Source organism: Streptomyces sp. ACA25 (assembly GCF_028200735.1).
GTDB lineage: Bacteria > Actinomycetota > Actinomycetes > Streptomycetales > Streptomycetaceae > Streptomyces.
This window is the reverse complement of record NZ_JAQKPV010000010.1, coordinates 130352-155536: the sequence shown is the minus strand read 5'-3', so window position 1 is coordinate 155536 and position 25185 is coordinate 130352. Positions and strand designations below refer to the sequence as shown.

Sequence of the window (25185 nt, the reverse complement as noted above, 5' to 3'; positions counted from 1 at the left end):
TCCGTTCACGGTACCGCCGGGGGCGGTGCCGGTGGTGCGTCAGCCGCGGGGGAAGCCCTCGGCCAGCTCGGAGGCCGCCGGCTCACGCTCGACGACGGAGCCACCGACCGCGTCCGCGTCCGGCTTCAGGATGACGCTCTCCAGCGAGGAGGGCTGCGACGGGTCCGAGAAGTCGTGCTCGATGCCGAAGCCGTTGTCGTAGGCGTTCAGCTCCGCCATGGCGGCGGCGATCCCCTCACGGGTGAGGTCCTCCGCCTCGCAGGCACCGTTCAGCGCCTCGACGAACACCTGCGCCGCGTTGTAGCCGGCGGTCACGCCGCTGTCGAGCAGGGCGTCCGGGTACTCGGCCGAGTACGCCTCCACGAGGGACTGCGGGGCCTCCTCCTCCGCGCCGATCGGCCAGGCCGGGGAAGCGTAGTAGAAGTTGGCCAGCAGGGCGGGGGCCGCGTCGGTCGCGAGCAGCTGCGGGGCATAGGTGGAGTTGTTGCCGATGATCGGCACGTTCAGACCACCAGCCGCGGCGACTCCGGCCGCCGAGGCGGCCTGACGCGGACCCGCGCTGATCATGATGGCGGAGACGCCTTCCCGGCCGAGGGCGCTGACCTGGGCGGTCATGTCCTCGTCAGTCGGCTTGATCTGCTGCTCGACGACGGTGAGGCCACGCTCCTCGGCAATGTACCGCGAGCCCTCCACGGCGTTCTCGCCGTAGTCGCCCTCGAAGAAGATGTGACCGATCGAGTCACCCTCGGACAGGCCCTGCTCGTCCATCAGGTAGTCGATCGCGTTGATCGTCTCGATGTCGTAGGTGGTACCGATCATGTGGATGTAGTCGCTGCCCAGCAGGGACGCCGACCATGCCTGCGGCAGGATCACCGCGTGGTCGTTGGAGTCGACCTGGTCCTTGACCGCGGCGACGAAGGGCGAGCCGATGAACTGGCTGAAGCCCAGGACATCGGGCTCCAGTTCGTTGTAAGCGGAGATCGCCTGCTGCGCGTCATAGCCGTGGTCGCGGATGACCAGCTCAAGGTCGCGCTCACACACGCCGCCGGCTTCGTTGACCTCCTTGACGTACAGCTGCTGGCCCTGCGTGACGCTGGTGCCCAGCGTCGCGTAGGGGCCGGTCATGTCGGTGAGGGAGCCCAGCGCGATGGTGTCGTCGGTGACACCCTGGCCGGTCGCGATGCCGCCTTCGTCACCGCCACCGCCCCCGCCGTTGCCCGACTCCTCCTCGGCCTTGCTGCTGCACGCTGTCAGTGCCAGGGCCAGAACGGTGGCCGTGGCCACCGCCGCCGCCGGAACGCTTCGTCTTCTGCTCACGTCGGAACCTCCATGTTCCTTATTCACTTACGTTCTGGCCTTTGCTCCGGGCTTCGTTCCGGCGTCGTCTCCGGATCTGTTGTCGTGCTCGGAACATGGCCGGCAAACGCGCCAGGCCACCCGGGAAGAAGAGCACCGCCACCACCACGGCAGCACCGTAGAGGTACCGGGAGATCTCCCCGGGAGCGATCCCGCCGGTCCCCGGTGCGGAGACCAGCGGCAGTGCCTCGCTGTAGCGGGTGAGGATCTGCGGGATCATCGTCACGAAGACCGCGCCGAGCACCGCCCCGCCCACCGAGCCGAGGCCACCGATGACGATGATGGCCAGGTACTCCAGCGCGAGAATGATGCCGAAGTGCTCCGGAACGGTCTGCCGGAACACCAGGGCGAGCAGCACTCCGGCCAGCCCCGCGTACATCGAGGAGAGGACGAACACCGCTCCCCGGTACCGGGCCACCGGAACTCCCATCACACCGGCCGCGATGCGGTGATCGCGGATGGCGTTCATCGCCCGTCCGGGCCTGCCCTTGAGCACCCCGTGCGCGAAGAGCGCACTGAGCACGAGCAGGACCAGACCGACGTACCAGAGCTTCTCGACGGCCTGGAAGGGAACGCCGCCGACAAGCACTCGCTGGTTGTCGAACGCGAAGCCGAAAATGCTCAGTTCCGGCACCGCCCGACCGTTGTACCCACCGGTAAGTCCATGTGCGTTGGACATTACATGCTGACCGATGAAAATCAACGCCAGTGTTGCGATACCGAGATATGCACCGCGCAACCTGCCCGCGATCGGGCTGAAGAGCCCGCCCGCGACACCGGTGAGCACCACGGCCAGCACCATCGCCAGGAACGGTGGCATACCGAAGCCCACCAGCTGATGGTCCGGGTCGCCGGCGAAGATGCAGTACCCGTAGGCGCCGACCGCCAGGAAGAAGGCGTGACCGAGGGAGAGCTGGCCGGTCGAGCCGGTGAGCAGGTTGAGCCCGATCGCGCCGATCGCGGCGGCCATCGCGAACAGACCGGCCCGCAGCCAGAAGGACTCCAGGTAGAACGGCAGCGCCAGCAGAACCACGCCGCCGATGAGCCACGCCAGCGGTCCCGGCCGCAGGAGGGCTTTCACCGCTCCCCCGGGGCCGTCACCGGCTCTCTGGAGCGGTCTCGTCAGAAGATCAGACACGGGACAGCTCCCTCGTTCCGAACAGGCCCGACGGACGGACCAGCAGCACCAGGATCATCACCACGTACGGGGCCAGCTCGCCGATACCGTTCCCCAGGAAGGACAGTTCGCTCTGGTACCCGGTGGCCAGCGCCTGGGTGACGCCGACGATCAGTCCGCCCGCGAGGGCGCCGGTGGTGGAGTCGAGGCCGCCGATTATGGCGGCCGGGAAGGCCTTGAGGGCCACCAGTCCGGTGTCCCGGTCCAGACCCGTGGTGGGAAAGATGGACAGGAACAGCGCGGCGACCGCGGCCAGTGCGCCCGCCATCGCCCATGCGGAGGCCGAGACCCAGCCCAGCCGCACGCCCATCAGGGCGGCCGTCTCCCGGTTCTCCGCGGCGGCCCGCATCGCAACGCCCCAGGAGGTGAAGCGGAAGGCCAGCAGGAACACCGCGATGAGCGCGGCGGCGGTGAGGAACGCCGCCACCCGGGTCTGCGGCACATTGATCCCGCCCAGGTTCACCATGGCGTTGCCCCAGGGGTCGCCGTAGCTGTAGATGCGCGGGCCGATCCGGCGCGCCAGCTCGGTGATCAGGACGATGTCGATGCCGATGGTCACGATGGCGAGCACGCTGTGGTCCCGGCCCCGGTAGCGCCGGATGACCAGGAACTCCAGGAGCATGCCCAGCAGCGCCGCGCCCACGATCCCGACGAGCAGCGAGGGCCAGAAGCCCACGTAGTCCTGGCTGATCACCGCGAAGTAGCCGCCGGCCAGCAGCAGCGAGGCGTGAGCGAAGTTCACCACCTCGGTGGACTTGAAGATGATCACGAATCCCAGGGCGATCAGCGAGTAGACCGACCCCAGGGAAATGCCGATGATCATCAGTTCGGTGAAGGTCGTCATGCGGTCTCCCCCGCCTCTCCGTTCGTACCGAGGTAGGCGCGCAGGACCTCAGGGTCGTTCTGCACCTCCGCGGGGCTGCCCTCGGCGATCTTGCGCCCGAAGTCCAGGACGGTCACGCTGTCGGCCAGCTTCATGACCACCCCCATGTCGTGCTCCACCAGCAGCACGGAGACGCCCAGGCTCTCCCGGACCGAGGAGATGATGCCGGCGGCATGCTGGCGCTCGGTCGGTGTCATGCCGGCGATGGGTTCGTCGAGAAGCAGGATGTCCGGCTCCATGCACAGGGCCCGGCCGAGTTCGACCATCTTCTGCAGGCCGTACGGCAGCACCCCCGCGGGATGCTTCAGGTAGGGCTCCAGGCCGAGGAACGCGGCGATCTCCTGCATCCGCTCCCGGTGCTTGGTCTCCTCCCTGACGGCCGACGGCAGCCGCAGTCCGGTGGCGAGGAAGCCGGCCTTGGTGAGCCGGTGCCGGCCGAGCAGCAGTGTGTCGGCCACGCTCGCGTGCTCCGAAAGAGCCAGGTTCTGGAAGGTGCGGGCCACCCCGAGCTCGGCGATCTGCTCGGGCGTGCTGCCCGTGATGAGGTGCTCGCCGAAGCGGACGCTGCCCTCGGTCGCCTTGTAGACTCCGGACAGCACATTGAAACAGGTGGACTTCCCCGCACCGTTGGGTCCGATGACGGCGTGGATGCTCCCCGGCTGCACGGTGAACGACACGGCGTCCAGCGCGGTCAGCCCGGCGAACCGCACGGTGAGGTCACGGACCTCCAGCGGCGGCGGAACCGCGAGCGATTCCGTGGAGGGTGCTTCGGTCACGCGGACCACCTGCGCAGCAATGGTCGCTTCCCTTCCTCGGCGATGCCCGCCTTGGCGTCGTCGGCCGCCGTCGCGTCCCCGACACCCAGATAGCGGCGGCGGACCTCATCGCTGGCGGACAGCTCCGCCGCGGTACCGGAGACCGCGACCTCCCCGGTCTCCAGCACGAAGGCGTCGGAGGCCAGGCTCAGGGCGAGCGCCGCGTTCTGTTCCACCAGAAGCACGGACGTGCCCTGGGCGTTGATCTCCCGCACGGTCTCGGCGATCCGCGCGGCCATCATGGGTGCGAGGCCGAGCGACGGCTCGTCCAGCAGGAGTAGCTTCGGGCGGGCCATCAGTGCCCGGCCCATGGCGAGCATCTGCTGCTCACCTCCGGAAAGCAGACCCGCCCGCTGATGGGCCCGGTCGGCCAGCACCGGGAACAGTTCGTTCACCCGGTCGCGCGACGCCTTGTCGTCCTTGCCGCGGCCACCGAGTGCCCCGGCCCGCAGGTTGTCCGCGACCGTCATCCGGGCGAACACCTGCCGTCCCTCCGGCACCTGCACCACGCCGGAAGCGACGATCTGCGCCGGGCTGCAGTCGTGCAGCGCCGTCCCGCCGAAGGTCACACTGCCCTCGGTGATCGCCCCGCCGTGGAACCGCAGGGTGCCGGAGATGGCGCGCAGCAGCGACGACTTACCGGCGCCATTGCCGCCCAGGACGGCGGTGACGGCACCCTCGGGTACCTCAACGGACACTCGGGACAGCGCGCGCACCGGTCCATAACCGGCGCTGAGGTCGCGCACCCGCAAAACGGTGGCCTCCATCGGCCACCCCCCTTCACCAGCGTGTGTGCCGCACAGCCCAACATCATGCCTGCTCATGCGTCCATGGGGACCGGCGGAATCGCTGCTGGTGACCAACGAGTAGCCTTTGGGGTTGTGCCGCTGCACAGGCCGCTTGACCGGCGCGGATCCACCGGTATTCCGGCTTGACCACCACGGCGGCCCGGGAAGGTACTCATGCCCGTCCGCCGCACGCGTACGCCTGCTGAACGCGATCTTCTGGAACATGCCGCACGTCTTCTGCTGCAGCGCATTCCGCAGCTGACCGATGAGGTCCTCGCGGAGATCGAGACGGCCTCCGGCCCCTACCGCGAGGTGCTCCCGCCCAACGAGTTCTGGGAGTCCGTGAGCAGCGCGCTGCGGTTGGGCATCGAGGTCATGGCGGACCCGCAGAGCGGCCGGCGGCGGGACCTCGAGCACGCGGAGTCCACCGGCCGGCTGCGGGCCGAGCAGGGCCTGCCGCTCGACGACCTGCTGCACGCCTACCGGCAGGCCGGATATCTCACCTGGGAAGCGCTGCTGGAGATCGCGGCCCAGGAGGGGCCGGAAACCCTGCATGTGGTCATGCACTCCGCCACCGAGATGTGGGCCGCCGTCGACCGGCAGGCCGCGGCGGCGGCGGACGCCTACCGCGCCACCGCGCAGGATCTGCTGCGGCGCACCGACGAGCGGGTGCAGGCGCTCCTCGACGCTCTGCTGGAGGGCAACGAGACGCCCGGGCTCGCACAGCGGGCGGCGGCCGCGCTGGATCTGCCGCTGCAGGGCCGCTACGCGGTGGTCGTCCTGCGGGCGGAGCCGCGTGGCAGGAAGCCGCGCCTGCACCGGGTTCCGGAGGCCGGTGGCATGCGTCTGGTGTGGCGGATGCGGGCCGACTGCGAGATCGGGGTGATCTGGCTGGCCGGTGAGGAGCCGCGGGCGCTGGCCGCCGAGCTGGAGGCCCGAGGGCTGTCCCCGGGCGGACTGTCCCCGGTGGTCGGCACACTGACGGAGCTCGCCCGGGCACGGCAGCTGGCCGAGATCGCGCTGCGCACCTGCGGGCCGGACGACGACCGGGTCGTGCGGCTGGACGAGCGGCTGCCCAGCGCCCTGGTGGTCAGCCAGCCGGAGCTGGCGGGCCGGCTCGTGGCCGACGTGCTGGGGCCGCTGCTGGAGCAGGACGCACCGGACCGGGCCGTGCTGCTGGACACGCTGGAGGTGTGGCTGGAGTGCGGGGGCTCGGCGGGGCAGGCCGCGAGCCGGCTCTACTGCCACCGCAACACCGTCTTCAACCGGCTGCGCCGGATCGAACAGCTGACCTGCCGCTCGCTGTCCAGGCCCCGGGATCTGACGGAGGTCACGCTGGCGCTGGACGCGTACCGGCTGTCATCCGAGCAGTGAACCTTCCCGCTGGCCGGGCGGAGCGGGGCACGGCCCGACGGGAGACCGGGAGGCCGGGCCGGAGCGGGGACGCCCCGGCTTGTCGTCGCCGCATAGCACAATGGCCCCATGGAGCTCACGAAGAAGGGTCACGCCTGTGTCCGGATCGCCAAGGACGGGCGCACCCTGGTCATCGATCCCGGTGCCTTCAGCGAGGAGGACGCGGCGCTCGGTGCCGACGCGGTACTGATCACGCACGAGCATCCGGACCACTTCGACGAGGGCCGGCTGCGGGTGGCGCTGGACGCGGACCCGGCCCTGGAGGTCTGGACCCTGCGCAGCGTGGCGGAGCAGCTGACCGCCGCCTTCCCCGGCCGGGTGCACACGGTCGGGCACGGGGACACGTTCCGTGCCGCGGGGTTCGACCTGGAGGTGCACGGCGAGCTGCACGCCGTGATCCATGCCGACCTGCCGCGCGTCACCAACATCGGCTTCGTCGTGGACGGCGCGGTGTTCCACCCGGGGGACGCGCTGACCGTGCCCGGCCGGGCGGTGTCCACCCTCCTGCTGCCCGTGCACGCGCCGTGGAGCAAGTTCTCCGAGGTGGTCGACTACGTCCGCGAGGTACGGCCGGAGCGGGCGCTGGCCGTGCACGACGGCCTGCTGGGGGAATTCGGGCACGTGGTGTACGGCCGGAACCTCGGTCCGCAGGGCCCCGGGCTCGGAGGTGCCGGCTACGCACGGCTGGTGCCGGGCGAGACCACCACCGTGTGACCCTCCGTCCCTTGCCCCTCACCGCACCACGGGACCACCTCCTCACCAGCAACCCCCCGCCCCACCGCCGTCCCCGTCCCCGTCCTCGAGAGAGCTGTCATGCGCATCGCGACCTGGAACATCAACTCGATCAGCGTCCGGCTGCCGCGCCTGTTGGCATGGCTGGGGAGCAGCGGCACCGACGTGCTGTGCCTGCAGGAGCTGAAGTGCGGCGCCGAGGCATTCCCGGCGGCGGCGCTCCGGGAGAGTGGCTACGAGGCGGCGGTGTACGGCACCGGCCGGTGGAACGGGGTGGCGGTGCTGTCCCGGGTGGGTCTGGAGGAGGTGGTGACCGGGCTGCCCGGCGGTCCGGATTTCGAGGGCAGCCAGGAGCCGCGTGCGGTCACCGCCACCTGCGGCGGGGTGCGGGTCTGCTCGGTGTACGTGCCGAACGGGCGGGAGGTGGGCCACCCGCACTTCACCTACAAGCTGCAGTGGCTGCGGGCGCTCCGCGAGGCGGTGGCCGGGGACGCGGCGGGCACCCGTCCGTTCGCGGTGCTCGGTGACTTCAACGTGGCACCGGAGGACAGCGACGTGTGGGACATCAGCCTCTTCGACGGCGCCACGCACGTCACCGATGAGGAGCGCGCGGAGCTGGCGGAGCTGCGCGGGACAGGGCTGTCCGACATCGTGCCGCGCCCGCTGAAGTACGACCGGCCGTTCACCTACTGGGATTACCGGCAGCTCGGGTTCCCGAAGAACCGAGGCATGCGGATCGACCTGGTGTACGGCAACTCCTCCTTCGGCAAGGCGGTGCAGGACGCCTACGTGGACCGGGAGGAACGGAAGGGGAAGGGCGCCTCCGATCACGCTCCGGTGGTGGTCGACCTTGATCTGTGACCGCGTGCCTGTGGTGCTGCGGGGCCCTGGGGTGGGACCCTGGAGGCATGAACCTCCCTTTCCTGGACAACTGGCGTAAACGGCCGGCCGGGGCTGCTACGGGCTGGAGTGATCCCGAGGGGGTGGCGCAGCTGCTGTCCGAGTGCGAACTGCTCCGGGTCCGCGCCACGTCGGCCGGGTTCGCGCTCGACGACACCCCGGGGTCGCTGGAGGCGCTGGACCAGCTGCTGCCGGGCCGGCGGGACGACCCGGAGGAGCTGGACTGGCTCGGCAACGACGCCGGCCTCTACCTCGGCACCGTCATCGTGCGGAACCTGAAGGGGGCGCACTGGAGCCCCGGGCCCGACGGCGGCCCGGTGATCGTGCTGGGGTCCGGCCGGCAGATCGACGTCGTGACGGCCGGACACGAGTGGGCCGACCAGGGCAACCCGGAGCTGTCCCGGATCTACGCCGAGGTGGCCGAGACCTGAACCGCGGCGGCCGGCCGGACGGGAGCGGCCTGCCGGCAGGGGTCGACGGGCCGGCCGACGGGTGCCCGGCCGGTCTCAGCAGCCGAAACTGATCGCGTACTCCAGGCGCCAGCGGTCCCCGCGGATGACGGTGTCGGAGGTCTCCACCGGCCGGTCGCGCTCGTCGTAGTGCGTGCGCTCCACCGAGGTGACGCACTGCCCCGGGCAGCAGCCGAGCGCCTCCGCCTCCGGGCTGGTGGCAGGCCGGGAGGCCACCACTTCCTTGGCCACCACCACCCGGATCCCGATGGCCGCGAACCGGCCTCGCACCCCCCGACGGCCGTACGGACCTCGTTCGGGATGGACGACATCGGTGCCCTCGGTGAGGGCCAGCGGCTCCCAGCTGGTGGCCAGCTGCAACGGCTGGCGGTCGGCGAGGTACTCGTACTGGGTGCACATCACCGGGTCGCCCGGGCGGATCCGCAGCCGGTCGGCGATACCGGGCGGCGCCACTGTCGTGGTCGAGGTGGCCTCCCACACCAGATGCGGCTCCCGGCCCTCCTCGGGCACGTTGGCGCCATCGACGCTGATCCGGGCGGCCAGCGGGCTGTCGACGGAGTCCGTGGACCGCACCAGCACGCCGAGCGGCACCCGGTCGCTCACGAACACCCCGCGGCCGAACCGGCCGGTCGCGTAACCGGCCGCCTTGAGGACCCGCACCGCCCGGTCCACCGTCTGATCGCTCGCCGTGTACGTGCGCTTCAGCTCCGCGCGCGAGGGGATGCGTGCCCCGACGGCATAGGTCCCCTCATCGATCTGCTCCCGCAGATCATCGGCGATCCGCTGGTACACCGGCCGGGTGTCGCCCATCCTGGTCCCCTCTCCCGCGAAGAGCTCGGCGCCTCGTCGCGACCAGGCTACGTCACAGGCCGTCAGGTGTCCTTACTCGTGGTGAGCTTGGGCTGAGGAGTGGTGGCGGCCTTGGTGACGTCCTGCACGAGCTCCACCACATCCGGTCCGTAGGCCTGCGAGTTCACGACCTTCAGCAGGAGCACGAAGTTGCCGCCGGCGCCATGTCTGCGGGACAGCTTCACGTGATGCTTGGCCAGGTAGCGGGCGGCGGCCTGGTTGGTGATCGACCGCTGGCCGCAGGCGAGGAACACCGGCCGGCCCTCCTCGCCGGCGGTGAGCCGCGCCAGCAGGACGTGCTCGACCGAGCCGTTCTCCAGCCGGTACCGCTCGCTGCCGATGACGAACGCTCCCCGGTCCGGGCCGGGTTCGCTGTCGGTGTTGACCGAGACCCCGGGCAGCAGACTGTGCAGATGGGCCGCCATCCGGCGGTTGGCCATGGGCCCTCCGATGCACAGCTCGGTGCGCTCCCCGAACCCCTGCTGGGCTGTCTCCCCGGATATCACCTGGGCCTTGGCACGGCAGTTCTTGATCACCGCGGCCAGTTCGAGCAGGGCGAACACATCGTTGCGCGCCACCGCCCCGTCCCCGCCGGTGTCCCGGCTCACCACCAGCAGGCACTCGGAGTTGTCGGGCAGCCCGAAGAACTCCTGTTTGCGGCGCAGGGCCCGCTCGTACAGATAGGTGCGCAGGAACCAGCCGAGCACGGCCGCGGCGACCGCTGCCGCGCCTGCGGCGATCACAAGAGTGGTGACGTCCTCATTCATGGGCGGGACCCTACCGGCGCCCCGCACCGGGTACGACCCCCGCGCCGGAATCCCGGCTTCCGGGCAGCGGCCGCCTATCGCCGCAGGGCGTCCAGCAACGGAGGAAGGACCTGCCCGATCGAACCGCGGACGACCTGGTCGGCCAGCCCGTCGTACGGGGTCGGTTCGGCGTTGACGACGATCAGGCGGGCCCCGTGCCGGGCCGCGAGACCGGCCAGGGACGCGGCGGGCTGCACCTGCAGGCTGGTGCCCACGGCGAGGAACACCTCGCACTCCTGGGTGAGGCGCACCGCCTCGCCGAGCACGTCCGGGTCGAGGGACTGGCCGAACATCACGGTGGCGGACTTGAGGATGCTCCCGCAGCCACGGCAGTCCGGGTCGTCCTCGCCGGCGTCGACCCGGGCCAGCGCCTCGGCCATGGCGCTGCGCGCACCGCAGCCGGTGCACTCCACGGAGCGAATGCTGCCGTGCAGTTCCAGCACCGCGTCGTCCGGCAGCCCCGACAGCTGGTGCAGCCCGTCGACGTTCTGGGTGATGACCCGGACCCGTGCCGCCCCGGAGCGTTCCAGCCGCGCCAGCGCCTCGTGGCCGCTGTTGGGACGGGCCCGGAACGCCGGGTTGTCGCGGCGCATGCGCCAGGACCGGCGGCGGATCTCCGGGTCGTGCATGTAGAAGGAGTACGTGACCAGCTTCTCGGCATCCGGATCGCGCCGCCACAGCCCGTTCGGCCCCCGATAGTCGGGAATGCCCGACTCCGTGGAGAGGCCGGCCCCGCTGAGGACCACCACGGTGGGCGCAGGGGGACTCTCGCCACTGTTCATCCTCGCAGCGTACGCTCCCGCACATGTTCACCACACGACCCACACTGCAGGGCACCTTCGGCATGGTCTCGAGCACCCATTGGCTCGCCTCCCAGTCCGCCATGGCCGTGCTGGAGGACGGTGGAAACGCCTACGACGCCGCGGTCGCCGCCGGGTTCGTCCTGCAGGTGGTGGAACCGCACCTGAACGGTCCGGCCGGGGACGTGCCCCTCATCCTGGCCCCGGCGGGTGGCCGGGTGCAGGTGCTGTGCGGTCAGGGCCCGGCACCGGCCGGCGCCACCATCGAGCACTACACCTCACTGGGACTGGAGCTCGTGCCCGGCACCGGACCACTGGCCGCTGTCGTGCCCGGGGCCTTCGACGCGTGGATGGTGCTGCTGCGCGACCACGGCACCAAGCATCTGGTGGACGTGCTCGGCTTCGCGATCGGCTATGCCGAGCGCGGGCACCCGGCCGTGGAACGGATCGGGATGGCTGTGGAGCGGGTGCGGGAGCTCTTCGAGCAGGAGTGGACCGACTCGGCCGAGCTGTACCTCCCCGGGGGCCGGGCCCCGGCAGGCGGCGCCCTGCTGACCAACGCCCCGCTGGCCGCGACCTGGCGCCGGCTGCTGGCCGAGGCCGCCGCGGCCGGGCCGGGCCGGGAGGCACAGATCGAGGCGGCACGGCGCACTTGGCGCGAGGGGTTCATCGGGGAGGCGATCAGCGCCCACGCCGCCCGGCCCGCCATGGACTCCTCCGGCCGCCGCCACGCAAGCACCCTCACCGGCGACGACCTCGCCGGCTGGTCCGCGGGGTACGAGGAGCCGGTCTCGCACACCTGGAGGGGCTGGACGGTGTGCAAGCCCGGCCCGTGGTCGCAGGGCCCGGTGCTGCTGCAGCAGCTCGCGCTGATCGGCGAGGACGGGGTGGTGGACGGCAGCGGCCACGGCATCGACGCTGCCGGGTCCGGCACCCCGGAGTACCTGCACACGCTGATCGAGGCCGGCAAGCTCGCGATGGCCGACCGGGAGGCCTGGTACGGCGACACCGGTGACGTCCCGCTGGAGACTTTGCTGTCGCCCGCGTACAACGCGGACCGGCGGCAGCTGATCAGCGGTACTGCCTCGCACGAGCTGCGGCCCGGGTCGCCGCTGGGCCGCACCCCCCGGCTGAGCAGGCACGCCTGCGCGGTCGCCCGGGGCGAGCGGGGTTCCGGGCCGCTCGACGTGGCGGCCGCGGGCGTCGGCGAGCCGACGGTGGACCGCTCCGGTGAGACCCGCGGCGACACCTGCCATGTGGACATCGTCGACCGCTGGGGCAACATGATCAGCGCCACCCCGAGCGGGGGCTGGCTCCAGTCCAGCCCGGTCGTCCCCGGCCTCGGCTTCCCGCTGGGCACCCGGCTGCAGATGACCTGGCTCGAACCCGGTCTGCCGTCCTCCCTGACTCCCGGCCGACGGCCCCGCACCACGTTGAGCCCCACGCTGGCGCTGCGGGACGGCGAACCGGTGCTGGCCTTCGGTACCCCGGGGGGCGACCAGCAGGACCAGTGGCAGCTGCAGTTCTTCCTGGCTGCCGTGGGGCGTTCCCCGGTACGCGGCGGCCTCGACCTGCAGGGCGCCATGGACGAGCCCGGCTGGCACCAGGACAGCTTCCCCAGCTCCTTCTACCCGCGCGGTATGCGGCCGGGCAGTGTCACGGCCGAGGCCCGGTTCGGGGAGCCCACCCTCAACGGACTCCGCCGTCGTGGCCACAAGGTGACCGTCGGCGGCCCCTGGACCGAGGGCCGGCTGTGCGCGGTCGCCCGGGACCCGGAGACCGGGGTGCTGTCCGCCGCGGCCAACCCCCGCGGCATGCAGGGCTACGCCGTCGGACGCTGAGCCCGCCCTCGACCAGCGTGCGCCCTGGGGCGCACGCCAGGATGAATGCTTCAGAAGGGCACGGCGAAAACTGAATGTAGCCGGGATGTAACACAGGGGGAAACATGAGTTGTGTTATGTGACGGCATGGCAGATGTGCCCACCGCTGATCCGGAGCTCACGACCCTCGCAGCTGAGCTGCGGGGGATCACTTCCGCTCTCGACCGGGAGACCGGCTGGTTCGCCGCCTTCGCCCGGCGCAGCCCCGCGGAGCTGGCCGCCTGGCTGGACGGCCGGCGGCTGCCCCCCTGGGACATCCTCGCCGACCTGCTGCTGGACCTGGCCGACCGGCACGGGACGGCGGCCGCGGAACAGGGCGAGCAGCGGCTCCGGGCCGCCTACCGGGCCGCTCTCCGGGCCCAGGACGCCGCGCCCGGAGCCCGGTCCGCGCTGGCGCGCCGGCTGGACGTCCTCGCCCAGGCGGAGCACGACGCCCGGCTGCACGGGCAGCAGCTGTCCGCCGCGGCCCGCGCCGCGCAGCACGGCGGCCGGGCGCAGGAGGCGGACAACCTCGGGGTGCTCCGGCTCTGGGCGCAGGACGACGAGGACCGTGCCCGCGCGCGCCGCGCCGAGACCGAGGCCCGGCTGGTTGCCCTCCCCGCGCCGGCGGCCGCCGTCCCGGAACAGCCCCGCGCCACTCCCCCCGTACCGCGGCCCGCTCGTCCGGCGCGGCCCGCCCGGGTCACCCGGCCCCGCGGCGCACGCTTCGCCGGGATCGACACGGCAGCCGGTGAGGACGCCGGGAACGCGGCGGACACTCCTCCGGTGGTCGCCGGACCGGACACCTCAGCCACGGCACCGGCCGTCCCGGCGGCCCCCGGCGGCTCGCGCTTCGCCGGAGCCACCGGTGAAGCGCACCGCAGTCTGTGCCATCGGCCGACCGAGGAGGACCACCGTGCCGCCGACGCCGCCGCGGGCCGGATGGCCCGGATGCGGGCCGAGGGCGGCAGCGGGCAGGTGTACTCGGTGATGTGCGAAGCGGTCAGCGGGCCGGCGCAGCGGCTGCCGCTGCTGCTGACCGCTCTCGAGCGGACGGGACAGACCTCGGAGGTCACCACCCTGCTGTGGGAGGCGGCGTCCCTGCCGCCCGGGCGGCTGGCCGCGGCGGCGGAGGCGCTGTCCGTCGCCGGCCGGGAACGGGAGTGTGTCCAGCTGCTCCGGCAGGGAGCCGCCCGGCCGGCCGCGGAGGCGGGTGCCGCCGCGGCCGAGCTCACCTCGGTGGGCCGGTCCGGCGAGGCGGTGACTCTCCTGGCGGCCATGGTGCGGGCCCGGTCCGCCGAGGAGGCCGTCCACGCCGCCCTGGAAGCCCCCGCGGTCGTCGCGCCGCTGCTGCTGGACGCCGCCCTCAGCGTGTCGCCACGGCATCACCGGGCGCTCGCCAGTGAGCTGCGGCGGGCCGGGGTGGCGCCCTGACGGCACCGGCCACGCCGCGCTCCCGCGGACGTGCTTCGATGGGCGGATGGTCGAGGAAAAGCTGTCCGCAGGAGTCGAGGAAGCCGTGCGCAAGGCGGCAGCAGAGGAAATCATGCCGCGGTGGCAGCAGCTCGCCGCGCACGAGGTGTCGCGCAAGACCGGGCCGCACGACCTGGTGACGGTCGCCGACCGGCAGGCCGAACATCATTTGTCCGCGTCTCTCACCGCCCTGCTGCCGGGGTCGGAGCTGGTGGGTGAGGAGGGGGTGCACGAGGACCCGGACCGGCTCGCCGCCCTGCGCGGCGACGCGCCGGTGTGGATCGTCGACCCCATCGACGGCACCCGTCAGTTCGTGCGGGGCGAGCCGGGCTTCTGCACCCTGGTCGCCCTGGCCCACCGGGGTGAGGTGCTGGCCTCGTGGACGTTCGCCCCGGCCTCGGGGCTGCTGGCCGTGGCCGTGCGCGGAGCCGGGGCCCGGCTCAACGGCCGGCAGCTGACCGCAGGGGCACCCGCGCCGGGAGCCGACCTGACGGTGGCGTGCTCCCACCCCGACTTCACCACCGCCGAGCAGAAACAGGCACTGTCCCGGCTGTGGAGCCCCGGGATCGCACCGCGCCCCTGCGGCTCCGCGGGCCTGGAGTACCTGGCCGTCGCCCGTGGCCGGCTGGACGCCACGGCGTTCTCCTGGGAACACTCCTGGGACCACGCCGCGGGGCTGCTGCTGGTGGAGGAGGCCGGCGGCACCCACGCCACTCTGGACGGCGTGCCGTTCCGCATCGCGGGCGGCAACGCGCTGCCCTTCACCGCCGCACGTGACGGCCGCACGGCGCAGCGTATCCTCGGGTTGCTGACCGCCGGACAGGCGGAATCCGTCTGAACCTCATCGGTGAGGGGAGCGCCCGAAGTGCCGTCGATGCGTGACGTGATCGTGGTCGGGGCGGGGCCGAACGGGCTGACCGCAGCGGTCGAGCTGGCCCGGCGCGGCCTGACCGTGGAGGTCTTCGAGGCACAGTCCGCGATCGGCGGCGGGGCCCGTACCGAGGAATTGACCCTGCCCGGCTTCCGGCACGACCCCTGCTCTGCCGTGCATCCGATGGGCGCGGGCTCCCCCGCCTTCCGGGCCATGCCGCTGGAGCGGTACGGCCTGGAATGGCTGCACGCCGACCTGCCGCTGGCACATCCGTTTCCCGATGGAACAGCGGCCGTACTCGCCCACTCCGTCGGCGAGACGGCCATGTCGCTGGGCCCCCGGGACGCCGGCACGTACCGGCGGCTCGTCGCCCCCTACACCGGCCGGTGGGACACCCTGGCCGAGGACTTCCTCACCGTGCCGTGGGACGGTCCGCCCCGGGGCCCGCTCACCCTGGGCCGCTTCGGGCTGACCGGCCTGCAGCCGGCCTCCTGGCTGATCCGCAGGTTCCGTGAGGACAAGGCCAAAGCACTGGTCGCGGGCCTGGCGGGCCACGTCATCTCCCCTGTGTCCACCCCCGCGACGGCCGCGATCGCGCTGGTTTTCGCCCTGGCCGCGCACGCGGGCGGCTGGCCGATGGCACGCGGCGGCTCCCAGTCCGTCTCCGACGCCCTCGCGGGCTATCTGCGCGATCTGGGCGGGGTCGTGCACACCGGGGTGGAAGTGAAGCGGCTGGACGAGCTGCCGCCCGCCCGGGCCTACGTCTTCGACACGTCGCCGACCGCGCTGGCCCGGATCGCCGGGCTGGGGCGCGCATTCCGCGGGTACCGTTACGGCGCCGCCGCCTTCAAGATCGACTACGCGCTGGACGGCCCGGTGCCGTGGACAGCCGAAGAGGCCCGCCGTGCCGGCACGGTGCACCTCGGGCCGACCCACGGCGAGATCGACACCGCGCTGCGCGCCGTCACCGGCGGCCGGGCGCCGGACACCCCGTTCCTGATCACCGCCCAGCCCACCCTGGTCGATCCCGGCCGGGCCCCGGCGGGCAAGCACGTCTTCTGGGCGTACGGTCACGTGCCGCACGGCTGGGAGGGGGACCTCACCGACGCCGTCGAGCGGCAGCTGGAACGGTTCGCCCCCGGGTTCCGGGACCGGGTACTGGCCCGCGCCGTGGCCGGACCGGCCGACCTGGCCCGGCGCAACGCCAACTACGTCGGCGGTGACATCTCCTGCGGGGCGTACTCCGGGCTGCAGACACTGTTCCGGCCCCGGCCCGCCCGCGTTCCGTACGCCACCGCGCACCCGGCGGTGTTCCTGTGCTCCTCCGCCTCCTGGCCGGGGCCCGGGGTGCACGGCATGTGCGGCCACAACGCCGCCAGGGCCGTCTGGCGACGGCTGCGCACCTGACCACGGCACCCGGCGCCCGTCACGGGCCGGCCATGGTCGGCCGGCGCGAGGACGGATAGGGTCACGGACGGCGCGACTGCCTGTTCGAGCGCAACGAGATAGTCAAGGTGCAGCACATGACGCAGACCAAGCGCGTACTGATCGCCGCGGACAAGTTCAAGGGCTCACTGACGGCCGTGCAGGTCGCCGACCATGTCACGGCCGGCCTGCGCCGGGCCCGCCCCGGGGTGATCGTGGAGGCACTGCCGGTAGCGGACGGCGGCGACGGCACGGTCGCCGCCGCCGTCGCGGGAGGCTTCGAGGAACGGACGGCCGAGGTGACCGGTCCGCTGGGTCTCCCGGTCACCGCCCGGTTCGCGCTCCGCGACGGAACGGCGATCGTGGAGATGGCCGAGGCCTCCGGTCTCCGGCTGCTTCCCGCGGACACCTTCGCTCCGCTCACCGCCACCACCTACGGCACCGGGGAGCTGGTGACCGCCGCCCTGGACGCGGGAGCCCGCACCCTCATCCTGGGCGTGGGCGGATCGGCGACCACGGACGGCGGCGCCGGCATGCTCACCGCGCTGGGGGCCCGGCTGCTCGACGAGGACGACGACCCCGTGCCGCACGGCGGCGGCCCGCTGCGCGAGCTCGTCACCGCGGACCTGTCCGGCCTCGACGCCCGGCTGAAGGACACCCGGATCATCCTGGCCGGCGACGTGGACAACCCGCTGACCGGCCCCACCGGTGCCCCGGCTGTCTACGGGCCGCAGAAGGGTGCCGACGAGGAAGCCGTCGGGCAGCTGGATGCCTCGCTGCGGCACTACGCCGGGATCATGGGCCGGGCAGCCGGCGGACGCGCCGGGGAGTTCGCGGCTGCCCCGGGCGCGGGCGCCGCCGGGGGCATCGGTTACGCCGCACTGATCGGCCTGGACGCGGTGTTCCGTCCCGGCATCGAGGTACTGCTCGACGTCCTCGGGTTCACGGCCGCGCTGGACCGCGCGGATCTGGTGATCACCGGTGAGGGGTCCCTGGACCGGCAGACCCTGCACGGCAAGGCGCCCGCCGGGGTGGCCGCCGCGTCGCGCAGGGCGGGCAAGGAGGTCGTGGCGGTCTGCGGCCGGCTGTCACTGGACAAGAAGGCCCTGCACCAGGCGGGTATCTCTGCCGCGTACGCCCTCACGGACATCGAACCGGACCCGGAGGCCTGCATCTCCCGGGCCGGCCCGCTGCTGGAGCAGGCGGCTCAGCGGCTGGCCGGGAAACACCTGTAGGGGACCACTGCCCGCCGGGAAGCGTTGTCCCACGGCTCACGTTCCCCCGCGCTGCGCCGAGAGTCGGCCGCACGCTCCACGACCTGGGCCGGAACCAAACCAGTGGAGACGAACGGAGGACTCCCTCTAAGGTGGGCCGATGGCGTCGATCAAGCAGATCCAAGTCACCTTCGACTGCGCGGAACCTGAGCGCGTCGGTCGCTTCTGGTGCGAGGTGCTGGGGTACGTCGTACCTCCGCCACCGGAGGGGTTTGCCACCTGGGACGCTTTCGCTCGTGAACTGCCGCCCGAGCAGCAGGGTTCCGCATTCGCCTGCATGGATCCGTCGGGTGTGGGCCCTCGGCTGTACTTCCAGCGCGTCCCCGAAGGAAAGGTCGTCAAGAATCGGCTGCATCTTGACGTGCGGGTCGGCACCGGGCTCGTGGGTGAAGAGCGCCTGGCCGCACTTGAGAGCGAATGCGCCCGGCTGGTGGCGCTCGGCGCGGTGCGCGTGCAACTGCTGCTTGCCGATGAGAACAACGAGTCGTGTCTTGTGATGCAGGACGTCGAGGGCAACGAGTTCTGTCTCGACTGAGCGGCCGCGAACGCGGCACCGGCCGGTGCCGTTCGCCCGGCGAGGCACCGGCCTCGGTCCGGCGCCTCGCCGGGCGTCACGGCTCGGAGGTGGACACCACGTAGACCCGGGGCCGCTCCGGTTTGGTGACATCGACGGTGATGGCCACCTCGGGCTCCGCCGGGGACTGCTGGACGGTCGTCCCCGCGTAGACGCGGTCCGGGCCGTCGAACGACCAGCCGACGATGTCGGCCACCTCCTGCGGAACCGTGACCGTGCCGTCGCTCAGCTCGGACCGCTGGGAACCGATGTCCTCCAGGAAGCGGCGCAGTTGCTCCGGGGAGGTGCGGAACTGCACGTACATGGTGCTGCGGTCCCAGGTGTTCTCCTCGAAGTGCGCCACGTACGTCGAACCATCCGGTATCGGGACGTCGTAGATCCGGCGCTGCACCTGGCTCGGCCACTCGTAGACCAGGCTGCGCACGGCAGCCGCATGCTCCTTGTCCTGGCCGCTGTCCCGGCTCTGCCAGCCGGAGAGGGCCACATAGCCCGCCGGCACGGCGATCAGCAGCACCACGATGAGGGCGACCAGCCAGCGCCGCCGCGGCCGGTGCGGGGGCCGCACCGGAACGTAGACGGGGACGCGGCCGCTCACGGGCCCGCCGGCCGGCGACGGGAAGGCAGCGGGACTTCCAGCCCGGCCCGGTGGATGCGTTCTGCCCGCCGCCGGTTCGCCCGGCGGAACCGGCGCGCGATCAGGCGAGCCAGATCGGCGGCGCCGACCATGCCTGCGTCCGTGCCGAGCTGAGCCCGCTCGATGCGGGCCTCCGGCCGGTAGCCACGGCCGGTGAGCTGACGGCGGAAGGCGTCCCGGGCAGGGCCGAGCAGCAGATCGTCGGCCTCACTCACTCCTCCGCCGACCACGAAGCAGCCCGGGTCCAGCGCGGCGGCGAGGTTGGCGATGCCGATCCCGAGCCACTGGCCCATGTCTGCCAGGAGCTCCACACACATCGGATCGCCCTCACGGGCCAGCTCGGTGACCAGCGGGCCGGTGATGTCGGCAATCCGGCCGTCGACCCGGGCGAGGATGCCGTGCGCGACGGGTGACTCCGCGGCGGCCAGCTCCCGGGCCTCGCGGACCAGGGCGTTGCCGGAGCTGTACTGCTCCCAGCAACCGCGGTTGCCGCACGGGCAGCGATGCCCACCGGGGACCGCCTGCATGTGGCCGAACTCGCCCGCCACCCCGTACTTGCCGCGCTTGATGCGGCCGTCCTCCAGTATGGCGCCGCCGATACCGGTGCCCAGGGTGATCATGACGAGGGTGTCCTCGCCGCGGCCCGCACCGAACCGCCACTCGCCCCAGGCCGCGGTGTTGGCGTCGTTGTCCACCATGATCGGCACGGCGAGCCGGGCCGCGAGCGCATCGCGCAGGGGCTCGTTGCGCCAGGCGAGATGGGGGGCGAACAGGACCCGCGAGCGGTCCGCGTCGACCCAGCCGGCGGCGCCCACTCCAACGGCGTGCACATCGTGCCGGTCGGACAGGTCCAGCACCAGCTCGGCGATGACATCCTCGACGACCTGCGGGCTCTTGGACTTGTCGGGCGTCTCCACCCGCAGGCGCTCCACGATGACGCCGTCGGCGTCGACGACTCCCGCCATCACCTTGGTTCCGCCGATGTCGATACCGACGGTGGGGACCCGGGGAGCGGACAGGTGCGAGCGGCGCTCACGCGTGGCGATCGTGCGCAGCACGGTCGCCCGCGCGGACCCCTGGTGCACTCGCTCGCGGTACGTACTCATCGCGCACGATTCTGCCTTACTCGGCACCGATCCGTGGCCGGGGGAGCCGCACGGCACACCGCGGGTGTTCCGCGCCCCCGGCGGCCGGGGTGTTCCGGCAGGGGACCCGTGCTCCTCCGGCCGCGGGTGCCTCGCCGGGACCGGTCACCAGCGCACCGGCAGGCTTTCCGGACCGCGAACGACGTGGCTGAGCCGCCAGCGCAGCTGCTGCGGCGGCACGTCGAGCGCCAGGCCCGGGCAGCGGCGCAGCAGCGCGCCCAGCGCGACCCGGGCCTCCAGTCGGGCCAAGGGAGCCCCGATGCAGAAGTGCGGTCCGTGACCGAAGGACAGGTGGGAGCGGACCGGGCGGCGGATGTCGAACCGGTCGGGGTCCGGCCAGCGTTCCGGGTCCCGGCCGGCGGATCCGAGAACGACGATCACCGAGTCTCCCGCCGGGATGACGGCCCCGCCGAATGCGACCGGTTCCCGGGCGTACCGCACGGTGGCGCGTTCCACCGGGCTGTCGTACCGCAGGGTCTCCTCGACGGCGCCGTCCAGCAGGGCGGGGTCCGCCCGCAGCGCCGCCAGCTCGTCGGGGTGCTGCAGCAGGGCGAGCGTGGCGTTGGAGAGGAGGTTGACCGTGGTCTCGTGGCCGGCGACCAGGAGCAGGAAGGCCATGCCCACCAGCTCGTCCGGGGAGAGCCGGGCGCCGTCCTCGTCGTGCGTGCGGATGAGCTCACTCAGCAGGTCGTCGCCGGGCTGTTCGCGCTTGGTGGCGATCAGGCCGAGGAGGTAGGCGCGCAGCTCCGCGGCGGCGAGCTCCTCCGCTTCCGGGCCCTGCGCGTCGAGGATGTCGTTGGACCAGGCCCGGAATGCCTCCCGGTCCAGGAACGGCACGCCGAGCAGCTCGCAGATGACGGTGATGGGCAGCGGGAAGGCCAGCGCGTCGACGAGATCGGCGCGCCGGCCGGGCTCACCGAGCATGTCGTCCAGCAGTTCATCGGTGATCTGCTGGACCCGCGGTTCCAGAGCGGCGACTCTCCGCTGGGTGAACGCCCTGGCCACCAGCTTCCGCAGCCGGGTGTGCTCGGGGGGGTCCACCTCCAGCAGGTTCGGGCCGAGCAGGGACCCGTGGGCCGGGGCCGGGTCCAGGGGGGCTTTGCGCCAGTCCTTGACGAGCCGGGCGTCGTTGAGCGCCGCTCTGGCCGCTGCGTGGCCGAGTACGTACCAGGTCTCGCTGCCGTCCGGGAGCCGCACCTTGACGACGGGGGCGCGTCCCCCCATCTCGGCGTAGTAGGGGTACGGATCCCTCACGTACCCGCCCCCGAGCTCCATGATGTCGATCATCACCACACCGTCCTCGTCCTGGCCTCCTGGCCGCGGCTGCCGGCCGTCGCCGGCGGCAGAACCCCAGCGTAGTGGCAGCGCGCACCAACTCCTCGCGTCAGCCGAGGGGTTCCTTCTGCTCGCGCAGCGCGGCCAGGGCGGGGGCGTACATCCGGGCCTTGATGGTGCCGAGGGTGCCGCCGGCCTTGCCGACCAGTTCCCGGGCGAGCGCGACGGCGGTCGGCCGGACCGCGTCCTCGTCCACCGCGCGGTCGACGAGGCCGGCGGCCAGGGCGTCGCTGCCGCCGTAGCGGCGGGCGGTGGTCATGGCCTCGTGTGCGCTCTGCGGGGTGAGGCGGCTCTGGATGAGAGCGGACATGCCCGGCGTGAAGGGGATGTGGATGTCGGCTTCGGGCAGGCACCAGTAGCCGCGGTCGGCGCGCATGATTCGGAAGTCGTGGGCCAGGGAGAACATCGCGCCGGCCGCGAAGGTGTGGCCCTGCAGCGCGGCCACGGTGATCACCGGCAGGGACAGCACGCGCGCCAGGAGTTCGTGCACCGAGACGACGTATTCCTGGTGCCGAGCGGCGTGGGCGCCGAGCCAGTCCAGGTCCAGGCCGTTGGAGTAGAACTTGCCTCTCGCGGCCGTCACCAGGGCGCGTGGCCCCTCCGCCTTCTCCACTTCGTCCAGGGCGCCGTTGACGGAGGCGATCCAGTCGGGGTGGAAGCGGTTCTCGCCGTCCCCGAGGTCGAGAACGAAGACGTTGTCCTGACGGTCGAGCGTGGGCATGGGCGCTCCTTGAACGGGTCGGACCGGAGTGACGGATGCTCGGGGGACCACCGGCCGCGGCGCTCGCTTCTGCGCGGGCTCGGCGGATCGCCCTTCGGGGGACCAACGGGAGGGTCGGCCGCGCCGCGGGGAAGCCCCGGACACCGTGACTACCCTGCGGTAACTTATGCCGGACGACGGCGGCGGCGCAAGGGCCGGCCCGCCGGCCGCGACCCCGGGCGTACCGGAAGGGGCGGGTGCGCGGCTCAGCCGCCGAGGGCGCGATGCCGGTCGGCAAGCCGGCGGGCGCCTTCCGCGGTCAGGGTGCCGTGCAGGCGCAGCCGGGCGATCCCGCCGTCCGGATGGATGTCGATCCGGGCGTGCGTGGCCGCTCGGGTGCCCGCGGCTCCGGGCTCGGGAAGGAAGCGGTGCACCGTGTCGGGCTGCAGCCGGGTACGGGGCACGAGCTCGGTCCAGCCCGGTGCGTCGTGGTCAGCGGGGTCGGTGCCGTCGGTGGCGTCCAGCACGGACACCGCGGCCCAGCCCGGGGAGTTGCCCTTGTAGCAGCCGGTGTCGATCTCCACGGCCCGGATGCCGGCCTGGCCCGCGAGGGCGTAGCGGACCCAGTCGTGGCCCCGGTCGCGGCGCCTGCGGGTCTCCCAGCCGTCCTCCATCCGCCGGGACCTGCCCGGTGCGATGGTGTGCACGGGCGGGGAGTAGAAGCGGTCGGAGGCGTCCTGGACGGCGCCGCCGTTCTCCAGCGCGGCCACGTCGAAGGTGCCCAGCGCGGCGAGCCACCGCGGGTCCGGCACCGCCTCGCCGTGCACCCGCAGCCGGGCGACCCCGCCGTCGGGGTACTGGCGGAGGCGCAGGTGGGTGAGGCGCCGTTCCACCCCGACATCGAAGACGTGGGCGGCGTGGCCACCGATCGCCGTGCGCGGGACGAGTTCGGTCCAGGCGGTGCCGGGGTCGAGCAGGTCCTCCGGCGCGGGCGCGCCGGGGGCCGCGGTGCCCTCGATACCGATGGCCTGCGGGTAGTTCCCCCGGAAGTGCGCGGTGTCCACGATGATGCCGCGGATCACTCCGGGAACGCCCAGCCGGATGAGTGCCCAGTCGTGATCCTCGGGGCCCGGGTGCGGGGCCAGGGCGGAGCCGCCACGCCGGCGGCGGGTCTCCCAGCCGTCCATGATCTTGCCCTTGGGTCCGAACGTGGCGGGGTCGAAGCGGGCCGGCTCAGGGCTGAGCAGGTTCTCCCGGGAAGCGAAGAACTCGTCGTTGGCGGCGATGACTCCCGCCCCCAGCCGGCGGTCGGCCAGGTCAGGAAACCCGGCCAGGTGAGCGGCGGTCCCGGGATCGGCGCGGTAGTCGGCGTACGGGTCGCCTCCCCGGTACGGGTCGGCGTCCCCGGTGAAGCGGGCGGTCATCTCGGTCATGCGGGGGTCCTCTCGATGAGCCGTCCGTACGGTCCGGTGATCCGTCCGCGGTCGGCGACGAGCCGGCCGCGCAGCCAGGTGGCGCGGACCACACCGTGCAGCGTGCGGCCGGCGTAGGCGGTCACCGGGTTGCGGTGGTGCAGGGCGGCCGGGTCGACCGTGAAGGTGGCCTCGGGGTCGAGCACCGCGACATCGGCGTCCCTGCCCGGCTCCAGGGCTCCCTTGCTGTGCAGTCCGGCCAGCCGGGCGGGCCCGGCGGACATCCAGCGGGCCACGTCCTCCAGGCTGTGTCCGCGCGCGCGAGCAGCCGTCCACACGGCGGGCAGGCCCAGTTGGAGGGAGGAGATGCCGCCCCAGGCGGCCCCGAAATCGGCGACCTTCAGGTCGGGTGTGCAGGGTGAGTGGTCGGAGACGACACAGTCGAGGGTGCCGTCCGCCAGCGCGGCCCACAGCGCGTCCTGGTTCGCGGCCTCCCTGATCGGCGGGCAGCACTTGAACTCGGTTGCGCCATCGGGCACTTCCTCGGCCGTGAGGGTGAGGAAGTGCGGGCAGGTCTCCGCCGTGACGCGGACCCCGGCCCGTCGTGCGGCGGCGATCAGCGGGAGCGTTCCGGAGGAGGACAGGTGCAGCACATGCACCCTGGCATCGAGCTTCCGGGCGAGACCGAGGAGCCGGGTCACAGCTTCGTGTTCGGCTGCTCCCGGACGGGAGGCCAGGAAATCGGCGTAGCGCTCGCTGCCGTCGGCTGCCGGGGCGGCGGCGAGACGTTCCGGGTCCTCGGCGTGCACGATCAGCAGACCGTCGAAGCGGCTGATCCCGGCCAGCGCCTCCGCCAGGTCGTCCGGGCCGAGGGCGGGGAACTCCTCCACACCGGACGGGGAGAGGAAACACTTGAAGCCGAAGACCCCGGCACGGTGGAGGCGGGGCAACTCGGCGGTGTTGCCGGGGACGGCGCCGCCCCAGAATCCGACGTCGACATGGGCCCGGGCGCGGGCGGCCTGCTGTTTGACCGCGAGGTGCGGGACGGTGGTGGTCGGGGGGATGCTGTTGAGCGGCATGTCGAGCAGGGTGGTGACACCGCCGGCGGCGGCCGCCCGCGTGGCGGAGGCGAAGCCCTCCCACTCGGTGCGGCCCGGATCGTTGACGTGCACATGGGTGTCGACGAGGCCGGGCATCAGGACCGCGTCACCGTAGTCCTCCAGCCGGGCCCGGTCCGGGAAGCTCCCGCCGTGCGGCAGTACGCCCGTGATGCGGCCGTCCGCGACGCTCACGGAAGCGGGCCGGATCCCGTCCGGGGTGAGGACCCGGGTCGAGCGGAGCACGAGTTCGGTGGGGTGCACGGCCTCTCCTGTTCCGGTCGGTTCCCGCACTCCTGCCCCGGTCCGGCACCCACGGCGAGCGGCGGACACCGGAACCGGCGCGGCGGACCGCGCTGAGTTCAACGTTCTGTTGAAGGAGTCTTCCGGCAGCTCG

Annotated in this window: 24 protein-coding genes; 10 read left to right on the top strand and 14 right to left on the bottom strand. The window is 72.5% G+C overall.

The features are described from left to right. Window positions 1-39: 39 nt before the first annotated feature. The 5 genes from PJ985_RS16935 to PJ985_RS16915 are packed head-to-tail and all read right to left on the bottom strand — an operon-like array spanning window position 40 to window position 4998. Entirely contained in the window at window positions 40-1317 is a 1278-nt protein-coding gene (locus PJ985_RS16935; RefSeq protein ID WP_271684628.1) for an ABC transporter substrate-binding protein, read from the bottom strand. 19 nt (window positions 1318-1336) lie between these two features. After that, entirely contained in the window at window positions 1337-2494 is a 1158-nt protein-coding gene (locus PJ985_RS16930) for a branched-chain amino acid ABC transporter permease (protein ID WP_443033505.1), read from the bottom strand. After that, window positions 2487-3377 (bottom strand): branched-chain amino acid ABC transporter permease, encoded by an 891-nt coding sequence (locus PJ985_RS16925; protein ID WP_271684627.1) that lies wholly within the window; start codon window positions 3375-3377, stop codon window positions 2487-2489. The genes PJ985_RS16930 and PJ985_RS16925 overlap by 8 nt, the downstream gene beginning before the upstream one ends. Further along, a complete protein-coding gene (locus PJ985_RS16920; RefSeq protein ID WP_443033504.1) occupies window positions 3374-4201 on the bottom strand; it encodes an ABC transporter ATP-binding protein in 828 nt (275 codons plus the stop codon). The genes PJ985_RS16925 and PJ985_RS16920 overlap by 4 nt, the downstream gene beginning before the upstream one ends. Then, window positions 4189-4998, bottom strand: coding sequence for an ABC transporter ATP-binding protein (locus PJ985_RS16915; protein ID WP_271684625.1), 810 nt, complete (start codon window positions 4996-4998; stop codon window positions 4189-4191). Before PJ985_RS16915 ends, PJ985_RS16920 begins: the two co-directional genes overlap by 13 nt. A 195-nt stretch (window positions 4999-5193) precedes the next feature. Here PJ985_RS16915 and PJ985_RS16910 point away from each other — a divergent pair, with 195 nt between their 5' ends. From PJ985_RS16910 to PJ985_RS16895, 4 genes are all read left to right on the top strand, one after another. Then, on the top strand, window positions 5194-6393 hold the full coding sequence (locus PJ985_RS16910) for a PucR family transcriptional regulator (RefSeq protein ID WP_271684624.1): 1200 nt from the start codon (window positions 5194-5196) through the stop codon (window positions 6391-6393). Between the two features lie 108 nt (window positions 6394-6501). Further along, the gene (locus PJ985_RS16905; protein ID WP_271684623.1) at window positions 6502-7146 is read left to right on the top strand and encodes an MBL fold metallo-hydrolase; all 645 of its coding nucleotides are present in this window, start codon (window positions 6502-6504) and stop codon (window positions 7144-7146) included. 99 nt (window positions 7147-7245) lie between these two features. After that, on the top strand, window positions 7246-8025 hold the full coding sequence (locus PJ985_RS16900) for an exodeoxyribonuclease III (protein WP_271684622.1): 780 nt from the start codon (window positions 7246-7248) through the stop codon (window positions 8023-8025). 47 nt (window positions 8026-8072) lie between these two features. Beyond that, window positions 8073-8495, top strand: coding sequence for a DUF6278 family protein (locus PJ985_RS16895; RefSeq protein WP_271684621.1), 423 nt, complete (start codon window positions 8073-8075; stop codon window positions 8493-8495). Window positions 8496-8570: 75 nt separating this feature from the next. Here PJ985_RS16895 and PJ985_RS16890 read toward each other — a convergent pair whose 3' ends face one another. The 3 genes from PJ985_RS16890 to PJ985_RS16880 form a co-directional block, all read right to left on the bottom strand. Then, entirely contained in the window at window positions 8571-9344 is a 774-nt protein-coding gene (locus PJ985_RS16890; RefSeq protein ID WP_271684620.1) for a GntR family transcriptional regulator, read from the bottom strand. 62 nt (window positions 9345-9406) lie between these two features. After that, window positions 9407-10150 (bottom strand): hypothetical protein, encoded by a 744-nt coding sequence (locus PJ985_RS16885; RefSeq protein WP_271684619.1) that lies wholly within the window; start codon window positions 10148-10150, stop codon window positions 9407-9409. Window positions 10151-10224: 74 nt separating this feature from the next. Continuing rightward, on the bottom strand, window positions 10225-10971 hold the full coding sequence (locus PJ985_RS16880) for an SIR2 family NAD-dependent protein deacylase (protein WP_271684618.1): 747 nt from the start codon (window positions 10969-10971) through the stop codon (window positions 10225-10227). A 23-nt stretch (window positions 10972-10994) separates the two neighbouring features. Here PJ985_RS16880 and PJ985_RS16875 point away from each other — a divergent pair, with 23 nt between their 5' ends. The 6 genes from PJ985_RS16875 to PJ985_RS16850 all read left to right on the top strand — a co-directional run bounded on the left by PJ985_RS16875 (window position 10995) and on the right by PJ985_RS16850 (window position 18426). Continuing rightward, complete coding sequence (locus PJ985_RS16875) at window positions 10995-12830, top strand: gamma-glutamyltransferase family protein (RefSeq protein WP_271684617.1); 1836 nt, start codon at window positions 10995-10997, stop codon at window positions 12828-12830. 126 nt (window positions 12831-12956) lie between these two features. Next, the gene (locus PJ985_RS16870) at window positions 12957-14282 is read left to right on the top strand and encodes a hypothetical protein (protein WP_271684616.1); all 1326 of its coding nucleotides are present in this window, start codon (window positions 12957-12959) and stop codon (window positions 14280-14282) included. Between the two features lie 46 nt (window positions 14283-14328). Then, on the top strand, window positions 14329-15159 hold the full coding sequence (locus PJ985_RS16865) for an inositol monophosphatase family protein (RefSeq protein WP_271684615.1): 831 nt from the start codon (window positions 14329-14331) through the stop codon (window positions 15157-15159). Window positions 15160-15186: 27 nt separating this feature from the next. After that, on the top strand, window positions 15187-16599 hold the full coding sequence (locus PJ985_RS16860; RefSeq protein ID WP_271684614.1) for a phytoene desaturase family protein: 1413 nt from the start codon (window positions 15187-15189) through the stop codon (window positions 16597-16599). A gap of 116 nt (window positions 16600-16715) precedes the next feature. Next, window positions 16716-17852: a glycerate kinase gene (locus PJ985_RS16855; RefSeq protein WP_271684613.1), complete on the top strand. Its 1137-nt coding sequence runs from the start codon at window positions 16716-16718 to the stop codon at window positions 17850-17852. A 139-nt stretch (window positions 17853-17991) separates the two neighbouring features. Next, window positions 17992-18426, top strand: a complete 435-nt coding sequence (locus tag PJ985_RS16850; RefSeq protein ID WP_271684612.1) for a VOC family protein — start codon at window positions 17992-17994, stop codon at window positions 18424-18426. Window positions 18427-18502: 76 nt separating this feature from the next. Here PJ985_RS16850 and PJ985_RS16845 read toward each other — a convergent pair whose 3' ends face one another. From PJ985_RS16845 to allB, 6 genes are all read right to left on the bottom strand, one after another. Next, window positions 18503-19060 carry a hypothetical protein gene (locus tag PJ985_RS16845; RefSeq protein WP_271684611.1) on the bottom strand — a complete coding sequence of 186 codons (558 nt, stop codon included), beginning with the start codon at window positions 19058-19060 and terminating at the stop codon, window positions 18503-18505. Next, on the bottom strand, window positions 19057-20205 hold the full coding sequence (locus PJ985_RS16840; RefSeq protein ID WP_271684610.1) for an ROK family glucokinase: 1149 nt from the start codon (window positions 20203-20205) through the stop codon (window positions 19057-19059). Before PJ985_RS16840 ends, PJ985_RS16845 begins: the two co-directional genes overlap by 4 nt. Window positions 20206-20349: 144 nt before the next feature. After that, the gene (locus PJ985_RS16835; RefSeq protein ID WP_271684666.1) at window positions 20350-21531 is read right to left on the bottom strand and encodes a cytochrome P450 family protein; all 1182 of its coding nucleotides are present in this window, start codon (window positions 21529-21531) and stop codon (window positions 20350-20352) included. A gap of 97 nt (window positions 21532-21628) precedes the next feature. Further along, window positions 21629-22300, bottom strand: coding sequence for an enoyl-CoA hydratase-related protein (locus PJ985_RS16830; protein ID WP_271684609.1), 672 nt, complete (start codon window positions 22298-22300; stop codon window positions 21629-21631). A 245-nt stretch (window positions 22301-22545) separates the two neighbouring features. Continuing rightward, window positions 22546-23712, bottom strand: a complete 1167-nt coding sequence (gene alc / locus PJ985_RS16825) for an allantoicase (protein WP_271684608.1) — start codon at window positions 23710-23712, stop codon at window positions 22546-22548. After that, on the bottom strand, window positions 23709-25052 hold the full coding sequence (allB, locus tag PJ985_RS16820) for an allantoinase AllB (RefSeq protein WP_271684607.1): 1344 nt from the start codon (window positions 25050-25052) through the stop codon (window positions 23709-23711). The genes alc and allB overlap by 4 nt, the downstream gene beginning before the upstream one ends. Window positions 25053-25185 lie beyond the last annotated feature (133 nt).

Coding starts and splice junctions, on each gene's coding strand:
- PJ985_RS16925 (WP_271684627.1), bottom strand. CDS start 3,377: ATGACGACCTTCACCGAACTGATGATCATCGGCATTTCCCTGGGGTCG.
- PJ985_RS16915 (WP_271684625.1), bottom strand. CDS start 4,998: ATGGAGGCCACCGTTTTGCGGGTGCGCGACCTCAGCGCCGGTTATGGA.
- PJ985_RS16910 (WP_271684624.1), top strand. CDS start 5,194: ATGCCCGTCCGCCGCACGCGTACGCCTGCTGAACGCGATCTTCTGGAA.
- PJ985_RS16905 (WP_271684623.1), top strand. CDS start 6,502: ATGGAGCTCACGAAGAAGGGTCACGCCTGTGTCCGGATCGCCAAGGAC.
- PJ985_RS16900 (WP_271684622.1), top strand. CDS start 7,246: ATGCGCATCGCGACCTGGAACATCAACTCGATCAGCGTCCGGCTGCCG.
- PJ985_RS16895 (WP_271684621.1), top strand. CDS start 8,073: ATGAACCTCCCTTTCCTGGACAACTGGCGTAAACGGCCGGCCGGGGCT.
- PJ985_RS16890 (WP_271684620.1), bottom strand. CDS start 9,344: ATGGGCGACACCCGGCCGGTGTACCAGCGGATCGCCGATGATCTGCGG.
- PJ985_RS16885 (WP_271684619.1), bottom strand. CDS start 10,150: ATGAATGAGGACGTCACCACTCTTGTGATCGCCGCAGGCGCGGCAGCG.
- PJ985_RS16880 (WP_271684618.1), bottom strand. CDS start 10,971: ATGAACAGTGGCGAGAGTCCCCCTGCGCCCACCGTGGTGGTCCTCAGC.
- PJ985_RS16875 (WP_271684617.1), top strand. CDS start 10,995: ATGTTCACCACACGACCCACACTGCAGGGCACCTTCGGCATGGTCTCG.
- PJ985_RS16870 (WP_271684616.1), top strand. CDS start 12,957: ATGGCAGATGTGCCCACCGCTGATCCGGAGCTCACGACCCTCGCAGCT.
- PJ985_RS16865 (WP_271684615.1), top strand. CDS start 14,329: ATGGTCGAGGAAAAGCTGTCCGCAGGAGTCGAGGAAGCCGTGCGCAAG.
- PJ985_RS16855 (WP_271684613.1), top strand. CDS start 16,716: ATGACGCAGACCAAGCGCGTACTGATCGCCGCGGACAAGTTCAAGGGC.
- PJ985_RS16850 (WP_271684612.1), top strand. CDS start 17,992: ATGGCGTCGATCAAGCAGATCCAAGTCACCTTCGACTGCGCGGAACCT.
- PJ985_RS16840 (WP_271684610.1), bottom strand. CDS start 20,205: ATGAGTACGTACCGCGAGCGAGTGCACCAGGGGTCCGCGCGGGCGACC.
- PJ985_RS16835 (WP_271684666.1), bottom strand. CDS start 21,531: ATGATCGACATCATGGAGCTCGGGGGCGGGTACGTGAGGGATCCGTAC.
- PJ985_RS16830 (WP_271684609.1), bottom strand. CDS start 22,300: ATGCCCACGCTCGACCGTCAGGACAACGTCTTCGTTCTCGACCTCGGG.
- alc (WP_271684608.1), bottom strand. CDS start 23,712: ATGACCGAGATGACCGCCCGCTTCACCGGGGACGCCGACCCGTACCGG.